The sequence below is a fragment of the Nocardiopsis halotolerans DSM 44410 genome (assembly GCF_000341065.1).
Lineage (GTDB): Bacteria > Actinomycetota > Actinomycetes > Streptosporangiales > Streptosporangiaceae > Nocardiopsis > Nocardiopsis halotolerans.
In genome coordinates, this window is sequence record NZ_ANAX01000390.1 from 1 (window position 1) to 16,595 (window position 16,595).

Below are 16,595 nucleotides of genomic sequence, written 5' to 3' on the forward strand. Positions count from 1 at the left end.
CGTTCCCGAACGGATGCCCCTGGCGGGGGCGGTGCCTCGGTGCCGCCCCCGCTTCGCGTGTCCGGGACGCGCGCGCGGGGGCCGTCCACAGCTGTGAGGTGGCGCTTCCGGAGCGGAGCCGGGCGGCGTAGGCTCGATTTCGGGGGCGCTGCACGTCGCTGCGGGGAGAGGGCGGCACCCCCGTATTCGAGTGTCCCGCGTCGCCGCCGTCCTCCGCCAGCCCCGCGTTCGCGGCTGTGGACGACCCCGGACCCCCGGAGGGCCCCGTCCGCGCCCTGCGCGGTGATGACCAAGACGTGGGGCGAGGGGATCTCGCTGATGAGCAGTGGTCGGTGCTGGAATCGTCGCTGCCCGCGGCTTGCGGCGGTGGCCGTCCGCCCGTCTTCGACCGCGAGGACCACAGGGCACGGCACGCGGTCGAACGCGGGATCAGCCGTCCCAAGCAGCATCGGACCGTGGCGACCCGGTCCGACGAACTCGCGGTTCGGTTCGAGGCGACGGTTCGGGCCGCGGCGATTCATCAGTGGCTGTGCACCCTCAGCCTGCCGTCGTGCGGATGCCCCGGCGGGAAACGACGGCCCTGCGGTCATGACGGAGGAAGGGCGCATTCCCTGGCATTGGCGCGGGGCGGTGTGTATGGGGTTGCACCTTCCGTAGCGGCATGTGGTCTGGTGGACTCACGTCCCGATCCCTTGAGGAAAGGTCCCTGCTCATGCGTTCGCCCTTCGTGCCACCCCGCCAGGTCAAGATCGGTGACGCGGCGGCCTTCGTCGGCAGCACGCCACGGGCGATCCGTCATTACCACGAGATCGGCCTGCTCCCCGAGCCTGAGCGGGGCGGCGATAACCGCCGCCGCTACGGGTACGAGGACATGATCCGCCTGCTGTGGATTCGCAGGATGGCCGACGCCGGGATCGCCCTGGACGACATCCGCGACGCCTTCACCACCGGCACGACCTCCGCCAACGCAGGAAGCGGAGACGGTATCGCGGGCATCCTGGAGCGGTTGGAGGAAACCCTCGCCGAGCAGGAAACAGAACTGCGGCGGCAGCGGACCGCCGTGCAGCGGATGCGCACCGAAGGCAGCCGGACGGGCCTGCTCTCCGACTTCGTCACCGAACGCCTCAAGAGCCTGCCCGAGGGCTCCCTGCGTCAGGCGGACCTGGACAGTCTGCTGGTCACTGAGCGGATCTTCGGTCCGCTCGGCGCGGCCGTCCAGGCCACCCGCTTCGTCGTCCTGGCCACGCATCCCACCCTGCGGGAGGACTCCGCCCGCATCGATGACGCCGAGGAGGCACTCGACGACAGCGTCGCCGTGGACGATCCCCGGGTGGCTCGAGTGGCCGCCGAACGGCACGCCTTCGAAAGCGCCCTACAGGCCGTCATCGAGGAGTCCGGCCTGGGGAAGGACGACGATGCCCTCTTCGACGTCTGGGACACGTCGCACCCCGCTCCCGCAGACGACGGCGAGGACGAGGCCGACCTCAGCTCCGGCAGGCGGGAGGCAGGCTCCATGAGCGCGTTCGAAGCCATCGGCAAGATGCCCTACGACTTCTCCCCAGCCCGCCAACGCTGTATGGAACTGGCCGAAGAACTGTCCGCCCAAGACCCACCCGCCACCTGAGACACGGTTCAGCCGAAGAGCCGGTCGGTGGGGGCGTCCACGGCCTCCAGGACCCGGCCGGTGAAGTACACCGTGCCCAGGGCGAGTACGCGTCCGCCGAGCGCGGGCAGGTACGCGGTGAGGTCCGCGGCGTCCACACGACCCCAGTGGCCCGGCAGTTCGTGCTCGAACCGCAGGTGGGCCTCGGGCAGGCGCACGGCGGTCACCGGCAGGTCGCCGAGGACCTCCACGGCCCCCGACACGTCCTTGTGGTCGGGCAGGCACAGCAGCACGTGGTCCACCCCGCCCCACACTCCGCGCGCGTGGGCCAGGGCCGCGGTGACCCCGTGGCGGTCGATGGCCGAGTCCACGATGACCTCGGTGTCCGAGGTCACGTCCGGGCCCGGAACCGCACGCGTGCCCGAGGTCCCACCCGTGTCCGGGGCCCCACCGCGCGTTCCCCGCCCACCGCGTCCTCCTCGCGCATCGAACCCCTCCGGCTCCCCGGCGGCTCCGTCGTGCCCGGCCACCCGCGCGGAGCCTCCGGCCGGAACCACGTGGCGCGACAGCCTTCCCGGCAGCCGGACGGTGCCCAGCACGGCGTGCAGGCGCTCCGGGTCCAGGGGCGGGCGGCCCAGGTGGTCTAGCATCCGCTCCGCTGCGGCCGTCCCCAGCACCCCCGAGGCCGCGGACAGGCCGGGTGGACGCAGCCCGGGCGGCGGTTCCACCCCCGGCCGCTCGGGGTCGACCACCTCGGCGCGGACCCGGCCGCCGGTGGCCTCGGCCAGAGCGGAGTCGACCCCGGCGACCGCCTCGGCCGTCTGCGGCAGGCTCACCATCGCCAGGGTCCCGTCCCCGGCGACCCGGGCCTTCTCCCGCGCGATCTCCTCCACGGTGTCACCGAGAACCCCCAGGTGCTCGCCGAAGACCCTTCCCAGCGCGACGACCTCCGGGCCGACCAGGCGCAGCTCGTCGCGGTGGCCGCCCATCCCGGCCTCCAGCACGCACACGTCGGCGTCCACGTCGCGGGCGCACAGCAACCCCGCCATGAGGAACAGGCCGCTCGGCGCCAGGTAGCCGTCGGACGGCGGCAGCTCCCGGCGGGCGGCGTCGATCCGGGCGCCCAGCGTGTCCAGCTCGGCGTCGGTCACCGAGGTCCCGTCCACACGCACCCGCTCGCGGTAGGAGCGAAAACTCGGCCCCGTGACCAGGACCGTGCGCAGTCCGGCGGACGCCAGTGCCGCCGCGGCCGTGGTCGCCGTGCTTCCCTTCCCCTTGGAGCCGACCACTCCCAGCACCGGGGGGCGCCTGTGCAGTCCGAGCGCGTCCATCAGCGCCTCGGCGCGCTCCAGGCTCCGGGTCCGTCCGGGGCGGCGCCGCGCCCACTCGGCGAAGAACGGGTCAAGTTCAGGCATGGCACCAGTATGCTCTGTGCGACATACCCCACCGGTTCCTTTACCCGGCGTCCGTGCGCAGGTGAGGGCGCGTACACTTGCGCGGGTGCACACCCCGAACACGCGAGACACCGAGACATCGTGAGTGATACCAGCGCCGAGCAGCGCTACGCCGAGGTGACCGCCGAGATCCTCGCCCGCGCGCCCGAGTCCGACATCGATCCTCGTCTGGACCGGGTCCGCGTCCTGTTGGACCTCCTGGGCGACCCGCACCGCAACTTCCGGGTCATCCACGTCACCGGCACCAACGGCAAGACCTCCACCGCCCGCATGATCGACGCCCTCGTGCGCGCGCGTGGCCTGCGTGTGGGCCGCTACACCAGCCCGCACCTGCGCACCGTGCGCGAGCGCATCGTCATCGACGGGGAGCCCGTCTCCCAGGAACGGTTCGTCGAGGCCTACGACGACATCCGTCCCTACGTCGAGATGGCCGACTCGATGAACGACACCCGGCTGTCGTTCTTCGAGATCCTCACCGTGATGGCCTACGCCGTCTTCGCCGACACACCCGTCGACGTCGCCGTGGTCGAGGTCGGCATGGGTGGCCGGTGGGACGCCACCAACGTCGTCGACGGAGACGTCGCCGTGGTGACCCCCGTCGGTATCGACCACACCGAGTACCTGCCCGACACGCTGGAGGGGATCGCCGAGGAGAAGGCGGGCATCATCAAGCCCGACTCCATCGCGGTCCTGGCCCAGCAGCCGCTGCCAGCCGCCGAGACCCTCATCCGCAACGCCGCGGAGATCGGGGCCCGGGTGGCCAGGGAGGGCCTGGAGTTCGGCGTCACCTCCCGCGAGGTCGCCGTCGGCGGACAGCAGATCGCCGTCAAGGGCCTCACCGGCAGCTACGAGAACCTCTTCCTGCCCCTGTTCGGGGCACACCAGGCCGGCAACGCGGCCGTCGCCGTCGCCGCCGTCGAGGCGTTCGCCTCCTCTGGTGACGACGCCGCCGGTCTGGACCCCGACATCGTCGGAGAGGCCCTCGCGGGAGTGGACTCCCCGGGCCGTATGGAGGTCGTGCGCACCAGCCCGACCATCATCGCCGACGCGGCGCACAACCCGGCCGGAATGATCGCCACCGTCGCGGCCGTCGAGGAGGCCTTCACCTTCTCCCGTCTGGTCGGAGTGGTCGCGATCATGGCCGACAAGGACGTTGAGGGGATTCTCGACCCCCTCGAACCGCTACTCGACGAGATCGTCGTCACCCGTAACTCCTCCCCGCGCTCCCTCGATCCGGAGCGGCTGTCCAACGTCGCCCAGCACATCTTCGGAGAGGACCGCGTACACGTGGCACCCCGACTCGACGACGCCATCGACCAGGCCGTGGGCCTGGCCGAGGAGGGCGGCGAGTTCGGCGGCACCGGTGTACTGGTCACAGGCTCGGTCGTCACCGCCGGTGACGCCGTCCACCTGCTGCGCGGCGCGGGGGAGTGACGGGTCGGGCGACCCACTACGAAGGGAACACGCCGTGCGCGTAGTCTGCTCCGTCATCCTGGTCTTCGAGGTCATCGTGATCGGCCTCTTCATTCCCGTCGCCATCTCCCTGGAGGGGATGGACCCCGCCCTGGCCGGGGGCCTGTGGGGAGGGATGGCCGCCGCCGCCCTGGTGCTGTCCGGACTCCAGAGGTACCGCTGGGCGCACTACGCGGCCTGGGCGCTGCAAGCCGCGCTCCTGTTCACCTCCTTCCTGGTCTCCGGGGCGCTGCTCGTCGCGGTGGTGTTCGTCTCCCTGTGGGTGACCGGCGTGATCATGGGCCGTCGCACCGACGAGATGAAGGCCGCCCACCGGGCCCGCGCCGAGGCGGAGGACGCCCGGGAGGACGCAGACCCCGTGGCCTCCGCGCCCTCACGCCAAACGCGATAGTGTGACGCACGTCCGGGCGGGCGGCCCGGGGAGGACTCCCCCTCCATGGCCCCCGATCCCGTGACCCACCACCCGAATCCTCCGCGTGCGGCGACGCCGTGGGCGGGTGCCCACGTGCGCCACGCGGAGTCCCAGTGAGGAGTTGACACGCACGTGGAGCGCACTCTCGTTCTCATCAAGCCGGACGGCGTCCGCCGCAACATCGTCGGCGAGGTCATCTCGCGCATCGAGCGCAAGGGCCTCAGCCTGGTCGCGATGGAGCTGCGCACGCTCGACACCGACACCGCCAAGGCGCACTACGAGGAGCACGCCGAGCGCCCGTTCTTCGGTTCGCTCGTCGAGTTCATCACCGGTGGCCCCCTGGTGGCCATGGTGGTCGAGGGCGAGCGCGCGGTGGAGGCGTTCCGCGCCCTGGCCGGCGTCACCGACCCCGTGACCGCCACCCCCGGCACCATCCGCGGCGACTTCGCGCTGGAGGTGCAGCAGAACATCGTGCACGGCTCGGACTCCACCTACTCCGCCGAGCGCGAGATCAAGCTGTTCTTCCCCGACCTGTAGGGAGAGCGGAACGGCCCGCGGGTCCTTCGGCATGTAGGACCCGCGGCCACGGGCGACTTCTACTGATTCGCCCGCCGACGAGGCAACAATTCGGTGTGTTTGCGTAACGGGCTAAGTGCTGACCGTTACGATACGGGGGACTGCATACCTATCGTGCCGGATCGACTACGTATGGTCGCCCCGGGCAACCACGTCCGACACGGCGCCTCTGAGGACGTTACATGCCGAACAACCTTGCTTTTCTCGGCCGGGACATGGCCGTCGACCTTGGTACCGCCAACACGCTCGTGTACGTGCGCGGACGCGGCATCGTTCTGAACGAGCCGTCGGTCGTCGCGCTCAACACCTCCACAGGGCGGATCGTCGCGGTCGGTATCGAGGCCAAGCAGATGATCGGCCGGACGCCGACCAACATCACGGCCATCCGTCCCCTCAAGGACGGTGTCATCGCCGACTTCGAGATCACCGAGCGCATGCTGCGCTACTTCATCCAGAAGATCCACCGGCGACGACACTTCGCCAAACCGCGCCTCATCGTCGCCGTGCCCAGCGGTATCACCTCGGTCGAGCACCGCGCCGTCAAGGAGGCCGGTTACCAGGCTGGCGCCCGCCGGGTCTACATCATCGAGGAGCCCATGGCGGCCGCCATCGGCGCCGGGCTCCCCGTCCACGAACCCACCGGCAACATGGTCGTGGACATCGGCGGCGGCACCACCGAGGTCGCCGTCATCTCCATGGGCGGCATCGTCACCTCCCAGTCCATCCGCGTGGGCGGCGACGAACTCGACCAGGCCATCGCGACCTTCGTCAAGAAGGAGTTCTCCCTGATGATCGGGGAGCGCACCGCCGAGGAACTGAAGATGGCGGTCGGCTCGGCGTACCCGACCAGCTCCGAGGAGGTCCGCGCCGAGGTTCGCGGGCGCGACCTCGTGAGCGGCCTGCCCAAGACCATCGTCCTGGCCGAGAGCGACGTCCGCCAGGCCATGGAGGAGCCGGTCACCGCCATCATCGACGCGGTGCGCACCAGCCTCGACAAGTGCCCGCCGGAACTGTCGGGCGACATCATGGACCGCGGCATCGCCGTCACCGGCGGCGGGGCCCTGCTCCGGGGACTCGACGAACGGCTCCTGCACGAGACGGGGATGCCCATCCACATCGCGGACAACGCGCTCGACTCCGTCGCGGTCGGCTCGGGCACCTGCGTCGAGAACTACGAACGGCTCCACCAGGTCCTCGTTCCCGAGAGGCGGAGGTGACCATGTTCCGCGACTCACGCAGATCACGCGTACTCCTGGCCGTACTCGTCGCCGTGGCCGTGACCCTGCTCGTCCTGGACGCGCGCCCCGGCGGCAACCCCGTCACCTCCGCGGTCCGCGCGGGCGGCGAACTCGTCTTCGCACCCGCCGCCACGGGCGTCAGCTGGGCGACCACACCCGCGACCGCCCTCCACGAGAACCTGCTCGGAGGCTCGGACTCGGAGCGCGTCGCCGAACTCGAACAGGCCAACGCCGACCTCAGGGACGAACTCCGGGCCGCCCGCATCGACAGGGAACGCGCCGAGCAGCTCGACGCCCTGCTGGGCCTGGCCGGCCTCGGCGGCTACGAGATCGTCCCGGCCCAGGCCGTCACCCACGTCACCGCGCGCGGCTACGCGGACACGGTCACCATCGACGCCGGAACCGACTCCGGGATCCATCCGAACATGACCGTGGTCAACGGTTCCGGCCTGGTGGGGAAGGTCATCGAGGCCGGTCCCGGTACCGCCACCGTCATGCTCGCCACGGACGTCAACTCCGCGGTCGGCGCCCGCATGGAGGCCACGCGCAAGATCGGCGTGGTCAGGGGCGGAACCGCCCCCGGCGGTCCCGACGCCAAGCTCACCCTGGAACTGTTCGACCTCCAGGCCCCGGTGAAGCCCGGGGACCGGGTGGTCACACTCGGCTCGCACGAGGGCGCGCCCTTCGTGCCCGGCGTACCGGTCGGCACCGTCAAGGAGGTGCAGGCGGCGCCCGGCGCGCTCAGCCGCCTCGCCCGGATCGCCCCGGCCGTGGACTTCGCGTCCCTGGACGTGGTGGGTGTGGTGGTGGAGGGACCCGAGGAGGATCCGCGCGACTCCGTGCTTCCGCCACGACCCGACGAGGAGGACCGCTCATGAGGACCGCGGCGACCCTGCTCCTGGTCTCCGGCGCCGTGCTCGCCCAGGCCACGATCGTCAACCGGCTTCCGTTCGAGTGGGGCGCCGGACCCGACCTGGTGATCGCGGCGGTCGTCGCCGTCGCCCTGACCAGCACCCCCGCCGCCGCGGCGGGGTGCGGTTTCGCCGCCGGACTCGCCATGGACGTCCTGCCGCCCGCCGAGCACGCGATGGGCCGCTACGCCCTGGTGCTGTGCGTGGCCGCCTACCTGGTGGCCCTGCTGCACAGGAACACCGGATCGGCCGGCCCCCTGGGCGGTCGGCCCTCGGTGTGGGCGGTGATGGGCGTCACCGCCGTCGCCTCCGCGGGCGTGGGCCTGGGGTACGCGCTGGTCGGCGTGCTCATGGACGATCCGCGGGTGACGCTGGCCGCCGTCGTGGTCAACACCCTGGTCGGCACCGTCCTGACGGCGCTGGCCTCACCGCTGGTCGCTCTTCCGACGCTGTGGGCGCGCGGGGCGCTCTCCGAGGGTGACTTCGCCACAGTACGGGGCCCCGTGACCCCGAGGGGGTGGTGAGGATGCACATGACGCCCGTCGACGACGTCGAACTCCCCGGACGCAAGCTCGGCCGCGCCGGACTGCTGCTCGCCCAGATCCTGGTCCTGGTGCTCTTCGCCGTCCTGGCCATGCGGCTGTGGTACCTCCAGATCCCGATGGGGGAGCACTACCGTGAACTCGCGGTGGCCAACCACCACCAGCAGCTCATCGTCCCCGCCACGCGCGGTCAGATCCTCGGCGCCTCGGGCCGCCCGCTGGTGAACAACAGCGTCGAACTGGTGGTCTCCGGCGACTACCACGAGCTCACGGGCATGGACGACGGCGGGAGGAAGGTCCTCACCGACCTGTCCGAGGTGATCGGCGTTCCGCTGGAGGAGCTCCAGAAGCGCATGCGCCTGTGCGGGCCCGACGTGAGCCGCCCGTGCTGGCCCGGTTCGCCCTACCAGCCCGTCACCCTCGCCGACGACGTGGAGCCGTCCGTCGCCCTCCAGATCATGGAGAGTTCCGACCGCTTCCCCGGGATCAGCGCCCAGGCCCAGGCCATCCGCGAGTACCCGCAGGGCGAGCACGCCGCCCAGATGCTGGGTTACCTGCAACCGGTGACCCAGGAGGAGCTGGAGGCACGTGAGGACCTGCGCACCCAGTTCACCGGTATCGACATGGTCGGCCGCGACGGGGTGGAGGCGGTCTACGACGCGCAGCTGCGCGGTACCGCGGGCAGGCGCGTCCTGGGGGTGAACAACCACGGCGGGGTCATGGAGGTGCTCTCCGAGACGGCTCCCGAACCGGGGATGCACCTGGTCACCCACATCGACCTGGGCGTGCAGAAGATCGCCGAGGCGGCGCTGGCCGAGGGCATGGCCAACGCACGCCCCCGATACAAGGCCGACTCCGGCGCCGCCGTCGTCCTGGACGTGCGCACCGGCGGTGTGGTGGCCATGGCGAGCCTGCCCACCTACGACCCCGAGGTCTGGCGCGGCGGCATCGACCAGGGGAGCTTCGACCAGTTGCTCGGCGAGGAGGCGAACAACCCGCTCCTCTCCCGCGCGGTGCAGGGCACCTACCCGCCGGGCTCCACGTTCAAGGTCTCCTCGCTCTCGGCCGCCGCGGAGAACGGGTACTCGCTGCGCAGCACCTACGCCTGCCCCGGTTCGGTGACCCTGGCGGGGCAGAACTACCAGAACTACGCGGGCCAGGGGTACGGGCCGATCAGCCTGCACAAGGCCATCGTGATCTCCTGCAACACCGTCTTCTACAACTTCGGCTACCAGATGTGGAAGGACGACGGCGGGCTGTACCCCGACGGAGGAGCCGACGAGGCCATGGCCGAGATGGCCCGCGGTTTCGGCTTCGGGTCCCCGACCGGGATCGACCTGCCCTACGAGACCTCCGGGCGCATCCCGGACCGCGAGTGGAAGCGCACCTTCTGGCAGACGAACCGGGAGAGCAACTGCCACCGGGGAGAGCACGGCTACCCGGAGGTCGCCAAGACCGATCCCTCGCGCGCCGCCTATCTCAAGCTGCTGGCCTACGAACAGTGCGTGACGGGCTTCCAGTGGCGGGCGAACGAGGCCGTCAACTTCTCCATCGGGCAGGGCGACGTCCTGGTCACCCCGCTCCAGTTGGCCAACGCCTACGCGGCCATCGCCAACGGCGGCACACTCCACGAGCCCCGCATCGGCAAGGCGTTGGTCTCCGCGGACGGCACGGAGGTGCGCAGGATCGAGCCTGTCGTGAGCGGCCGCCTGCCGGTCAGCGACGAGACGCTGGAGTACCTCCAGGGCGCGCTCACCGCGGTTCCCAAGGAGGGCACGGCCAGCGGCGCCTTCGCCGGGTTCCCGCAGGACGAGGTCTCCATCGCGGGCAAGACCGGTAGCGCCGACGCGGAGGGACGCCAGGTCTCCGCGTGGTTCGCCTCCTACGCGCCCGCCGACGACCCGCGGTACGCCGTCGTCGTCCTGGTCTCCCAGGGCGGTACCGGTGGCGCGACCGCGGCGCCCATCGCCCGCGCCATCTACGAGGGCATCTACGGGTTCGAGTTCTCGGGCCAGGTCACCCCCGACGTGGAGATCGCGGCCGGGGAAGGGAAGCCGCAGATCCCGGGCGGCGTGCCGCCCGAGGAGCTGCCCACCATCCGTCCCGACGGTTCCATCAACGTGTTGGATCGGTAGCCGATGACCACATACATGGGAGCGCCCAGGTCACGTGGGGCCGAACTCGGACGCAGCGCCGCGGGGCTCGCGCGCCGGCTGGACTGGACGCTGGTCGCGTCGGTCGCGGCCCTGTCCCTCATCGGCTCGTTGCTGGTGTGGTCGGCGACCATCCCGGGCGACGGCAGCGACCCGCTCGAATCCACCGACGCCCTGCGCCGCCACCTGCTCTATCTGGCGCTCGGGTGGACGGCCTGCCTGGTCGTGGCCTCGGTGGACCACCGCGGGATCCGGGCGTACGCGCCGATCGCCTACCTGGTCACGGTGGTCATGCTGGTCCTGGTACTCACCCCGCTCGGCGAGGTGGTCAACGGGTCGCGCGGATGGATCGTGATCGGCGGATTCCAGTTCCAGCCCAGTGAGCTGGCCAAGGTCGGGTTGCTCCTGGTCCTGGCCACGCTGCTGGGGGAGCCCCGTGACGGCGAGGCTCGGCCGATGACCCGCGACGTGGTGTTCTGCCTGGTGACCCTGGCGGTACCGCTGGCGTTGGTGCTCTCCCAGCCGGACCTGGGGACCACGCTGGTGCTCATCGTGATCTTCCTGGGCATGCTCACGCTGTCGGGCGCCCCCATCGTGTGGGTGGCGGGAATGCTGGCGTGCGGTGTGGCGGGGGCGTTGTGCGTGTGGTGGTTCGACGTACTGGAGCCCTACCAGATGGACCGCATCCAGACCCTGATGAACCCGGCCGCCGACCCGAAGGGCGCGGGCTACAACACCAACCAGGCGATGATCGCGGTGGGGTCGGGCGGATTCGACGGGACCGGGCTGTTCCAGGGCGAGCAGACGCACGGGCAGTTCGTGCCCGAGCAGCACACCGACTTCATCTTCACGGTGGCGGGCGAGGAACTGGGGTTCGTGGGTTCGGTGCTGGTCATCGGCCTGTTCGCGCTGATCCTGTGGCGGATCCTGCGTATCGCCCAGAGTTGTGAGCAGCCCTACCCGCGCCTGCTGTGCGTGGGCGTGGTCTCCTGGTTCGGGTTCCAGGCCTTCATCAACATCGGCATGGGCATGGGGATCGTGCCGGTGACCGGACTGCCGCTGCCGTTCATGTCCTACGGCGGCACCGCGATCCTGGCGAACATGCTCGCCCTGGGGCTGGTGCTGGGGGTCGGCTCACGGGACCGCGGTTTCGCCTAGCCGCTCCGTCCCGGGGAACCACGTGCCGGGACCGGGCCTGTGGACGGAGCGGTCAGCGGCCCCGGGCGCCGGTAGCCTGGGAACATCCGCGCGTGCGTGCTCCACGTGCTCCGGTGACCACTCCCGCCCCGGCGGGGGTCCACGCGTGTTCCTGACCTGATTCCGACGAACGAAGGCCCACACCATGTCCGTCGAAAGCCTCTTCCCGCGACTGGAACCCCTGCTGACACAGGTGGGCAAGCCCATCCAGTACGTCGGTGGCGAGCTCAACTCCGTGGTCAAGGACTGGGACGACGCCCAGGTGCGCTGGGCGCTGATGTATCCGGACGCCTACGAGGTCGGAGTACCCAACCAGGGCGTGCAGATCCTGTACGAGGTCCTCAACGAGCGCGAGGGCGTGCTGGCCGAGCGCGCCTACGCGGTGTGGTCGGACCTGGAGAAGCTGATGCGCGAGCACGGGATCCCCCACTTCACCGTGGACGCGCACCGGCCGCTGTCCGCCTTCGACGTGCTCGGGCTGAGCTTCGCCAGCGAGATGGGCTACACCAACATGCTCACCGCGCTGGACCTGTCCGGTATCCCGCTGTACGCGGCCGACCGCACCGACGACCACCCCGTCGTCCTGGCGGGTGGGCACTCGGCGTTCAACCCCGAGCCGATCGCCGACTTCCTGGACGCGGTGGTGCTGGGTGACGGCGAGGAGATCACCCTCGCCATCACGGAGATCATCCGCGAGTTCAAGGAGGAGGGCGAGCCGGGCGGGCGCGACGGGCTGCTGCTGCGCCTGGCCGCGACCGGCGGGGTGTACGTGCCGCGCTTCTTCGACGTGGAGTACCACGAGGACGGGCGGATCGCCTCCTACACGCCCAACCGGCCCGGGGTGCCCGGCACGGTGCAGAAGCACACCGTGATGGACCTGGACCAATGGCCCTACCCCAAGAAGCCGATCGTGCCCACCGCCGAGTCGGTGCACGAGCGGTACAGCGTGGAGATCTTCCGGGGCTGCACGCGCGGCTGCCGGTTCTGCCAGGCGGGGATGATCACCCGGCCGGTGCGCGAGCGCAACAAGGAGACCGTCACCAAGATGGTCGAGGACGGCGTGAAGTCCTCCGGTTTCCAGGAGGTGGGACTGCTCTCGCTGTCCAGCGCCGACCACAGCGAGATCGGCGGCATCGCCAAGGGGCTCGCCGACCGGTACGAGGGCACCAACACCGGCCTGTCACTGCCGTCCACCCGGGTGGACGCCTTCAACATCGACCTGGCCAACGAGCTGACCCGCAACGGGCGCCGCTCCGGCCTGACGTTCGCGCCGGAGGGCGGCAGCGAGCGGATGCGTCGGGTGATCAACAAGATGGTCACCGAGGAGGACCTCATCCGCACCGTCACCGCCGCGTACGAGGCCGGGTGGCGGCAGGTGAAGCTGTACTTCATGTGCGGTCTGCCCACCGAGGAGGACGAGGACGTCCTGGCCATCGCCGACCTGGCCACCGAGGTGATCCGGACCGGCCGCGAGGTGACCGGGCGCAAGGACATCCGGTGCACGGTGTCCATCGGCGGGTTCGTGCCCAAGCCGCAGACCCCGTTCCAGTGGGCGGGGCAGACCTCGCACGAGGACGTCGACGCCCGGCTGCGCAAGCTCCGCGACAGGCTGCGGGGCGACCGCAGGTACGGCAAGTCGATCGGTCTGCGCTACCACGAGGGGCGTCCGTCCATCGTCGAGGGCCTGCTCTCCCGGGGTGACCGCCGTGTCGGCCGGGTGATCGAGGAGGTGTGGCGTGCCGGGGGCCGGTTCGACGGCTGGAGCGAGCACTTCTCCTACGACCGGTGGATGGAGGCCGCCGAGTCGGCGCTGGCCGACTCCCCGGTGGACGTGGACTGGTTCACCACCCGTGAGCGTGATGAGGACGAGGTCCTGCCCTGGGACCACCTGGACGCCGGTCTCGACCGGTCGTGGCTGTGGCAGGACTGGCAGGACTCGCTGCACGGCGAGGAGTCCCTGGAGGTCGACGACTGCCGGTGGAACCCCTGCTACGACTGCGGTGTGTGCCCGAGCATGGGCACCGAGATCCAGATCAACGCCCCGGCGGAGGGGCGCCCGATGCTGCCGCTGACCGTGGTGTAGCCCGGCGCCCGGGTGCCTGCCGCGGGACGGTGACGTCCCGCGGCCTCGCGTGCCGTCCGCGGTGGCCCCGTGTACGCGGGGAGGCCACGCCCCCCGCCCGCTGGATCTCCTCGATCGTCAGCGTGGGCCCCACGTACCTGGGGTACGCGGGGCCCGCTCCGCCGCCTTCACGGGCGGGCGGCGGGGCAGGAGATCGCCCGCCGTGCGGGCGTGGGTACCGGCACGGTGAGCCGTCACTTCCCCACCAAGGAGGCGCTCCACGAGGCGATCGTCCTCGACCGGATGGAGGCCCTGGCCGGGGCGGCGGAACGGTTCGCCGCGGAGAGGGAGCCGGGGGAGGCCTTCGCCGCCTTCTTCGGCTTCATGGTGGACGCGGGGGCGCTCGACCACGGACTGGCCGACGCGCTCAGCGGCGGCGGGTTCGACATCGCGGCCGCGGCCAGGGGGACCGATCACAACGTCCTCGAGGTCCTGGGCGGACTCCTGGCCCGGGCGCAGGAGGCGGGGGAGGTCCGTGCCGACGTGGACGCCGCCGACGTCAAGGCGCTGATCACCGGGTGCATCGAACGCGGGCGGGGAGAGGCCGACGAGGACGCCCGCCGGCGCACCATGTCCGTGGTCCTGGCCGGGCTGCGTTCCCGGGCCTGACCCGGACTCCGGGCGCGGGCGAACCCCGGGCGCACCGGTCGCCGGTGGGGGCCGGGATTCTCAGGGCGTGTCCGGGGCAGGGGCGACACAGGCGTCCCAGGAGGGCGTGGAGTAGGATTTCGCGCTCCGGGCGCTCTCTCGACCCCTGAGGGGAGCGGCCCGGGGGAGGAAGGCGTACGGCCCGGCGCCCCGCTCGCGCCGGGCCGTACGTGTAGTAGGACTCGCGGGCTACGCGGGGGGTTGCCATCGGATCCAGATTTTCTTCGGATTTTTTTCGGCGGGCCCCGTGTTCTGGTGGTGAACTCCGGTTCGGCATCCGCTCTGACCGCTCGGGGGACTTTTCGATCGCAGGTCAGTGGGGGAGATACCGGTATGCGTAGTCCTGTTGGCGCATGTGCACCACGACGCACCGTACGCTGAACAGGACGAGGAACAGCCCCTTCAGGTCGCCCCGCCGGCCACACCAGGGGGCACGAGGAAAGGAGTTGAGCTGCCCCCCGCATCCGAGGGCACCACCTCACCCTCCACCGCCAAACCCGGACAGCGGCTTCGCGTTCACTACGCCAAGCGCGGACGCATGAGGTTCGCCAGCCACCGCGACATCGCCCGGGCTCTGGAGCGCGCCCTGCGCAGGGCCTCCGTACCCGTGGCTTTCTCCGCTGGCTTCTCGCCTCATCCCAAGGTCTCCTATACCGGCGCGGCCCCCACCGGGGTCGCCAGCGAGGCGGAGTACCTTGAAATCACCCTGGCCGAGCAGCGCCCGCCCGATCGGGTCCGAGCCGACATCGACGCGGCCATGCCCCAGGGCATCGACATCGTCGAGGTCGTCGAGGCCCGACATCCCGGGCTCGCCGAACGGCTCCAGGCATCTGAGTGGCGGGTGGAGATGGTCGGCGTCGACCCCGACGACGCCGCCGAAGCGGTGGCCGCCTATCTGGCCGCCGACAGCGCCGAGGTGGAGCGGATGACGAAGAAGGGTCGTCGCCGCTTCGACACGCGACCCGCGGTGGTCCGTATCGACGTGTGCGCGGACTCCCATGGGCGCGCCCCAGAGGAACATCACACGACATATGCCATACTTCGGATGGTCGTACGGCACACGACACCTGCTGTTCGACCGGACGACGTGCTGACCGGTCTTCGCCACGTGGCCGACCTCGCGCCGCCGTCATCACCGTTGATGACCCGCCTGGCGCAGGGGCCACTGGACGAGACCACAGGTGCGATCGCGGACCCGCTCTCCCGGGACCGACCCGAAGCCCACACGAGCTCCGGACCCGCGGACGACAACGCGGAGGAGCGGCGTGACAACGCACCACGGCCGTCAACGCCCATGAAGGGACCGCGCGGATGAGCGGCCCCGAAGCGGGGAACATGGGCGAAACCACAGGACTTTGCCCCGACGGCGCCCCGGCGCCGTCGGCGCTGACACAGCGACGACAGTTCTCGTGAGCCGCGCCGCCGACCGAGAGGTCGCGGCGCGCCCGAGGACTCTGACGGGAGACCGCCCGGATGCTCGACAACGAGCCCAACAACGGTGCCGACGGCACCGCGGGTACAACTGAAACAACCAACAACGTGGCGGCGGCGCCCCCCGCGGAGGGCGGCGAGGTGCGGGTGACCACCTCCGCGCCCGCCAAGGGCGTCCGTCGCGCCGCCGGACCACCCCCCGAACCGGACGACGTCTTCACCCCTCCCTCCGCACCCGTCACCTCCCTCGCGGGGTCCGGTGAGGGAGGCACGGTCAAGACGGCGGTGGCCACCACGTCACGCAGGCGCACCGTGCGTGCCGCGGGCCGTCCCGAGGAGAGTCCCGCCCCACGCCGCGGTCGCGCTTCCGAGCCCGAGGAGGAGACCGGGACCGCGTCGAAGGGTTCGGAGACCTCCGCGTCCCCGACCGCCTCCGCCTCCTCGGCGACCAGGGGCCGCGGCCGTTCGCGCGCCCGCTCCGCCGAGACCGCCGCGTCCGGTGGGACGAAGTCCGCCGCGCCGGCTGAGAAGGCCGAGAAGTCCAAGGCCGGGAAGGCCAGGACCGAGAAGGCAGGAAAGACCGAGCCGGTCGAGCCGGTCGAGTTGGTCGAACAGGACGAGGACGTCGACGAGAACGGCGGCGGGAACGTCTTCCAGGCCCCGGCCATGCTCTTCCAGCCACCGGTGGCCAGCGCCGCCCCGGCGTCCTCCCGCACCGCCACCACCGGTGACGAGGTCGAGGAGCCGGAGGAGGAGACCGCCCAGTCCACCGGCACCGAGGAGGACGGCGAGTCGGACGAGGACCGCCCCAGCCGTCGCCGCCGCCGTCGCGGCG

Annotated in this window: 13 protein-coding genes and 1 pseudogene; 13 read left to right on the top strand and 1 reads right to left on the bottom strand. The window is 71.1% G+C overall.

Annotated elements, in window-relative coordinates:
• The first annotated feature begins 712 nt into the window (after positions 1 to 712).
• On the top strand, positions 713 to 1,624 hold the full coding sequence (locus D455_RS0127990) for a MerR family transcriptional regulator (RefSeq protein ID WP_017573962.1): 912 nt from the start codon (positions 713 to 715) through the stop codon (positions 1,622 to 1,624).
• An 8-nt stretch (positions 1,625 to 1,632) separates the two neighbouring features.
• Here the strand turns inward: D455_RS0127990 and D455_RS0127995 are convergent, their stop codons facing one another.
• Positions 1,633 to 3,018: a folylpolyglutamate synthase/dihydrofolate synthase family protein gene (locus tag D455_RS0127995; RefSeq protein WP_017573963.1), complete on the bottom strand. Its 1,386-nt coding sequence runs from the start codon at positions 3,016 to 3,018 to the stop codon at positions 1,633 to 1,635.
• A gap of 120 nt (positions 3,019 to 3,138) precedes the next feature.
• Between D455_RS0127995 and D455_RS0128000 the strand changes: the two genes are divergently transcribed.
• The 12 genes and pseudogenes from D455_RS0128000 to D455_RS0128055 all read left to right on the top strand — a co-directional run.
• Positions 3,139 to 4,491 (top strand): bifunctional folylpolyglutamate synthase/dihydrofolate synthase, encoded by a 1,353-nt coding sequence (locus D455_RS0128000; protein ID WP_017573964.1) that lies wholly within the window; start codon positions 3,139 to 3,141, stop codon positions 4,489 to 4,491.
• A 34-nt stretch (positions 4,492 to 4,525) separates the two neighbouring features.
• On the top strand, positions 4,526 to 4,921 hold the full coding sequence (locus D455_RS0128005) for a DUF4233 domain-containing protein (RefSeq protein ID WP_017573965.1): 396 nt from the start codon (positions 4,526 to 4,528) through the stop codon (positions 4,919 to 4,921).
• A gap of 153 nt (positions 4,922 to 5,074) precedes the next feature.
• The gene (gene ndk, locus D455_RS0128010; protein WP_017573966.1) at positions 5,075 to 5,479 is read left to right on the top strand and encodes a nucleoside-diphosphate kinase; all 405 of its coding nucleotides are present in this window, start codon (positions 5,075 to 5,077) and stop codon (positions 5,477 to 5,479) included.
• 221 nt (positions 5,480 to 5,700) lie between these two features.
• Positions 5,701 to 6,735: a rod shape-determining protein gene (locus D455_RS0128015; protein ID WP_026123054.1), complete on the top strand. Its 1,035-nt coding sequence runs from the start codon at positions 5,701 to 5,703 to the stop codon at positions 6,733 to 6,735.
• Between the two features lie 2 nt (positions 6,736 to 6,737).
• Complete coding sequence (mreC, locus tag D455_RS0128020; RefSeq protein ID WP_026123055.1) at positions 6,738 to 7,634, top strand: rod shape-determining protein MreC; 897 nt, start codon at positions 6,738 to 6,740, stop codon at positions 7,632 to 7,634.
• Positions 7,631 to 8,191 carry a rod shape-determining protein MreD gene (mreD, locus tag D455_RS0128025; protein ID WP_017573969.1) on the top strand — a complete coding sequence of 187 codons (561 nt, stop codon included), beginning with the start codon at positions 7,631 to 7,633 and terminating at the stop codon, positions 8,189 to 8,191. Before mreC ends, mreD begins: the two co-directional genes overlap by 4 nt.
• A gap of 8 nt (positions 8,192 to 8,199) precedes the next feature.
• On the top strand, positions 8,200 to 10,344 hold the full coding sequence (mrdA, locus tag D455_RS0128030) for a penicillin-binding protein 2 (protein WP_017573970.1): 2,145 nt from the start codon (positions 8,200 to 8,202) through the stop codon (positions 10,342 to 10,344).
• 3 nt (positions 10,345 to 10,347) lie between these two features.
• Positions 10,348 to 11,520, top strand: a complete 1,173-nt coding sequence (gene rodA / locus D455_RS0128035) for a rod shape-determining protein RodA (protein ID WP_017573971.1) — start codon at positions 10,348 to 10,350, stop codon at positions 11,518 to 11,520.
• A gap of 184 nt (positions 11,521 to 11,704) precedes the next feature.
• Positions 11,705 to 13,642, top strand: a complete 1,938-nt coding sequence (locus D455_RS0128040; RefSeq protein WP_017573972.1) for a TIGR03960 family B12-binding radical SAM protein — start codon at positions 11,705 to 11,707, stop codon at positions 13,640 to 13,642.
• A gap of 69 nt (positions 13,643 to 13,711) precedes the next feature.
• Positions 13,712 to 14,290 (top strand): TetR/AcrR family transcriptional regulator, encoded by a 579-nt coding sequence (locus D455_RS31950; protein ID WP_083922507.1) that lies wholly within the window; start codon positions 13,712 to 13,714, stop codon positions 14,288 to 14,290.
• Positions 14,291 to 14,684: 394 nt separating this feature from the next.
• Positions 14,685 to 15,644, top strand: a complete 960-nt coding sequence (locus D455_RS0128050) for a TIGR03936 family radical SAM-associated protein (RefSeq protein ID WP_083922509.1) — start codon at positions 14,685 to 14,687, stop codon at positions 15,642 to 15,644.
• 158 nt (positions 15,645 to 15,802) lie between these two features.
• A pseudogene (locus tag D455_RS0128055) lies at positions 15,803 to 16,595 on the top strand (ribonuclease E/G); the annotation flags it as partial.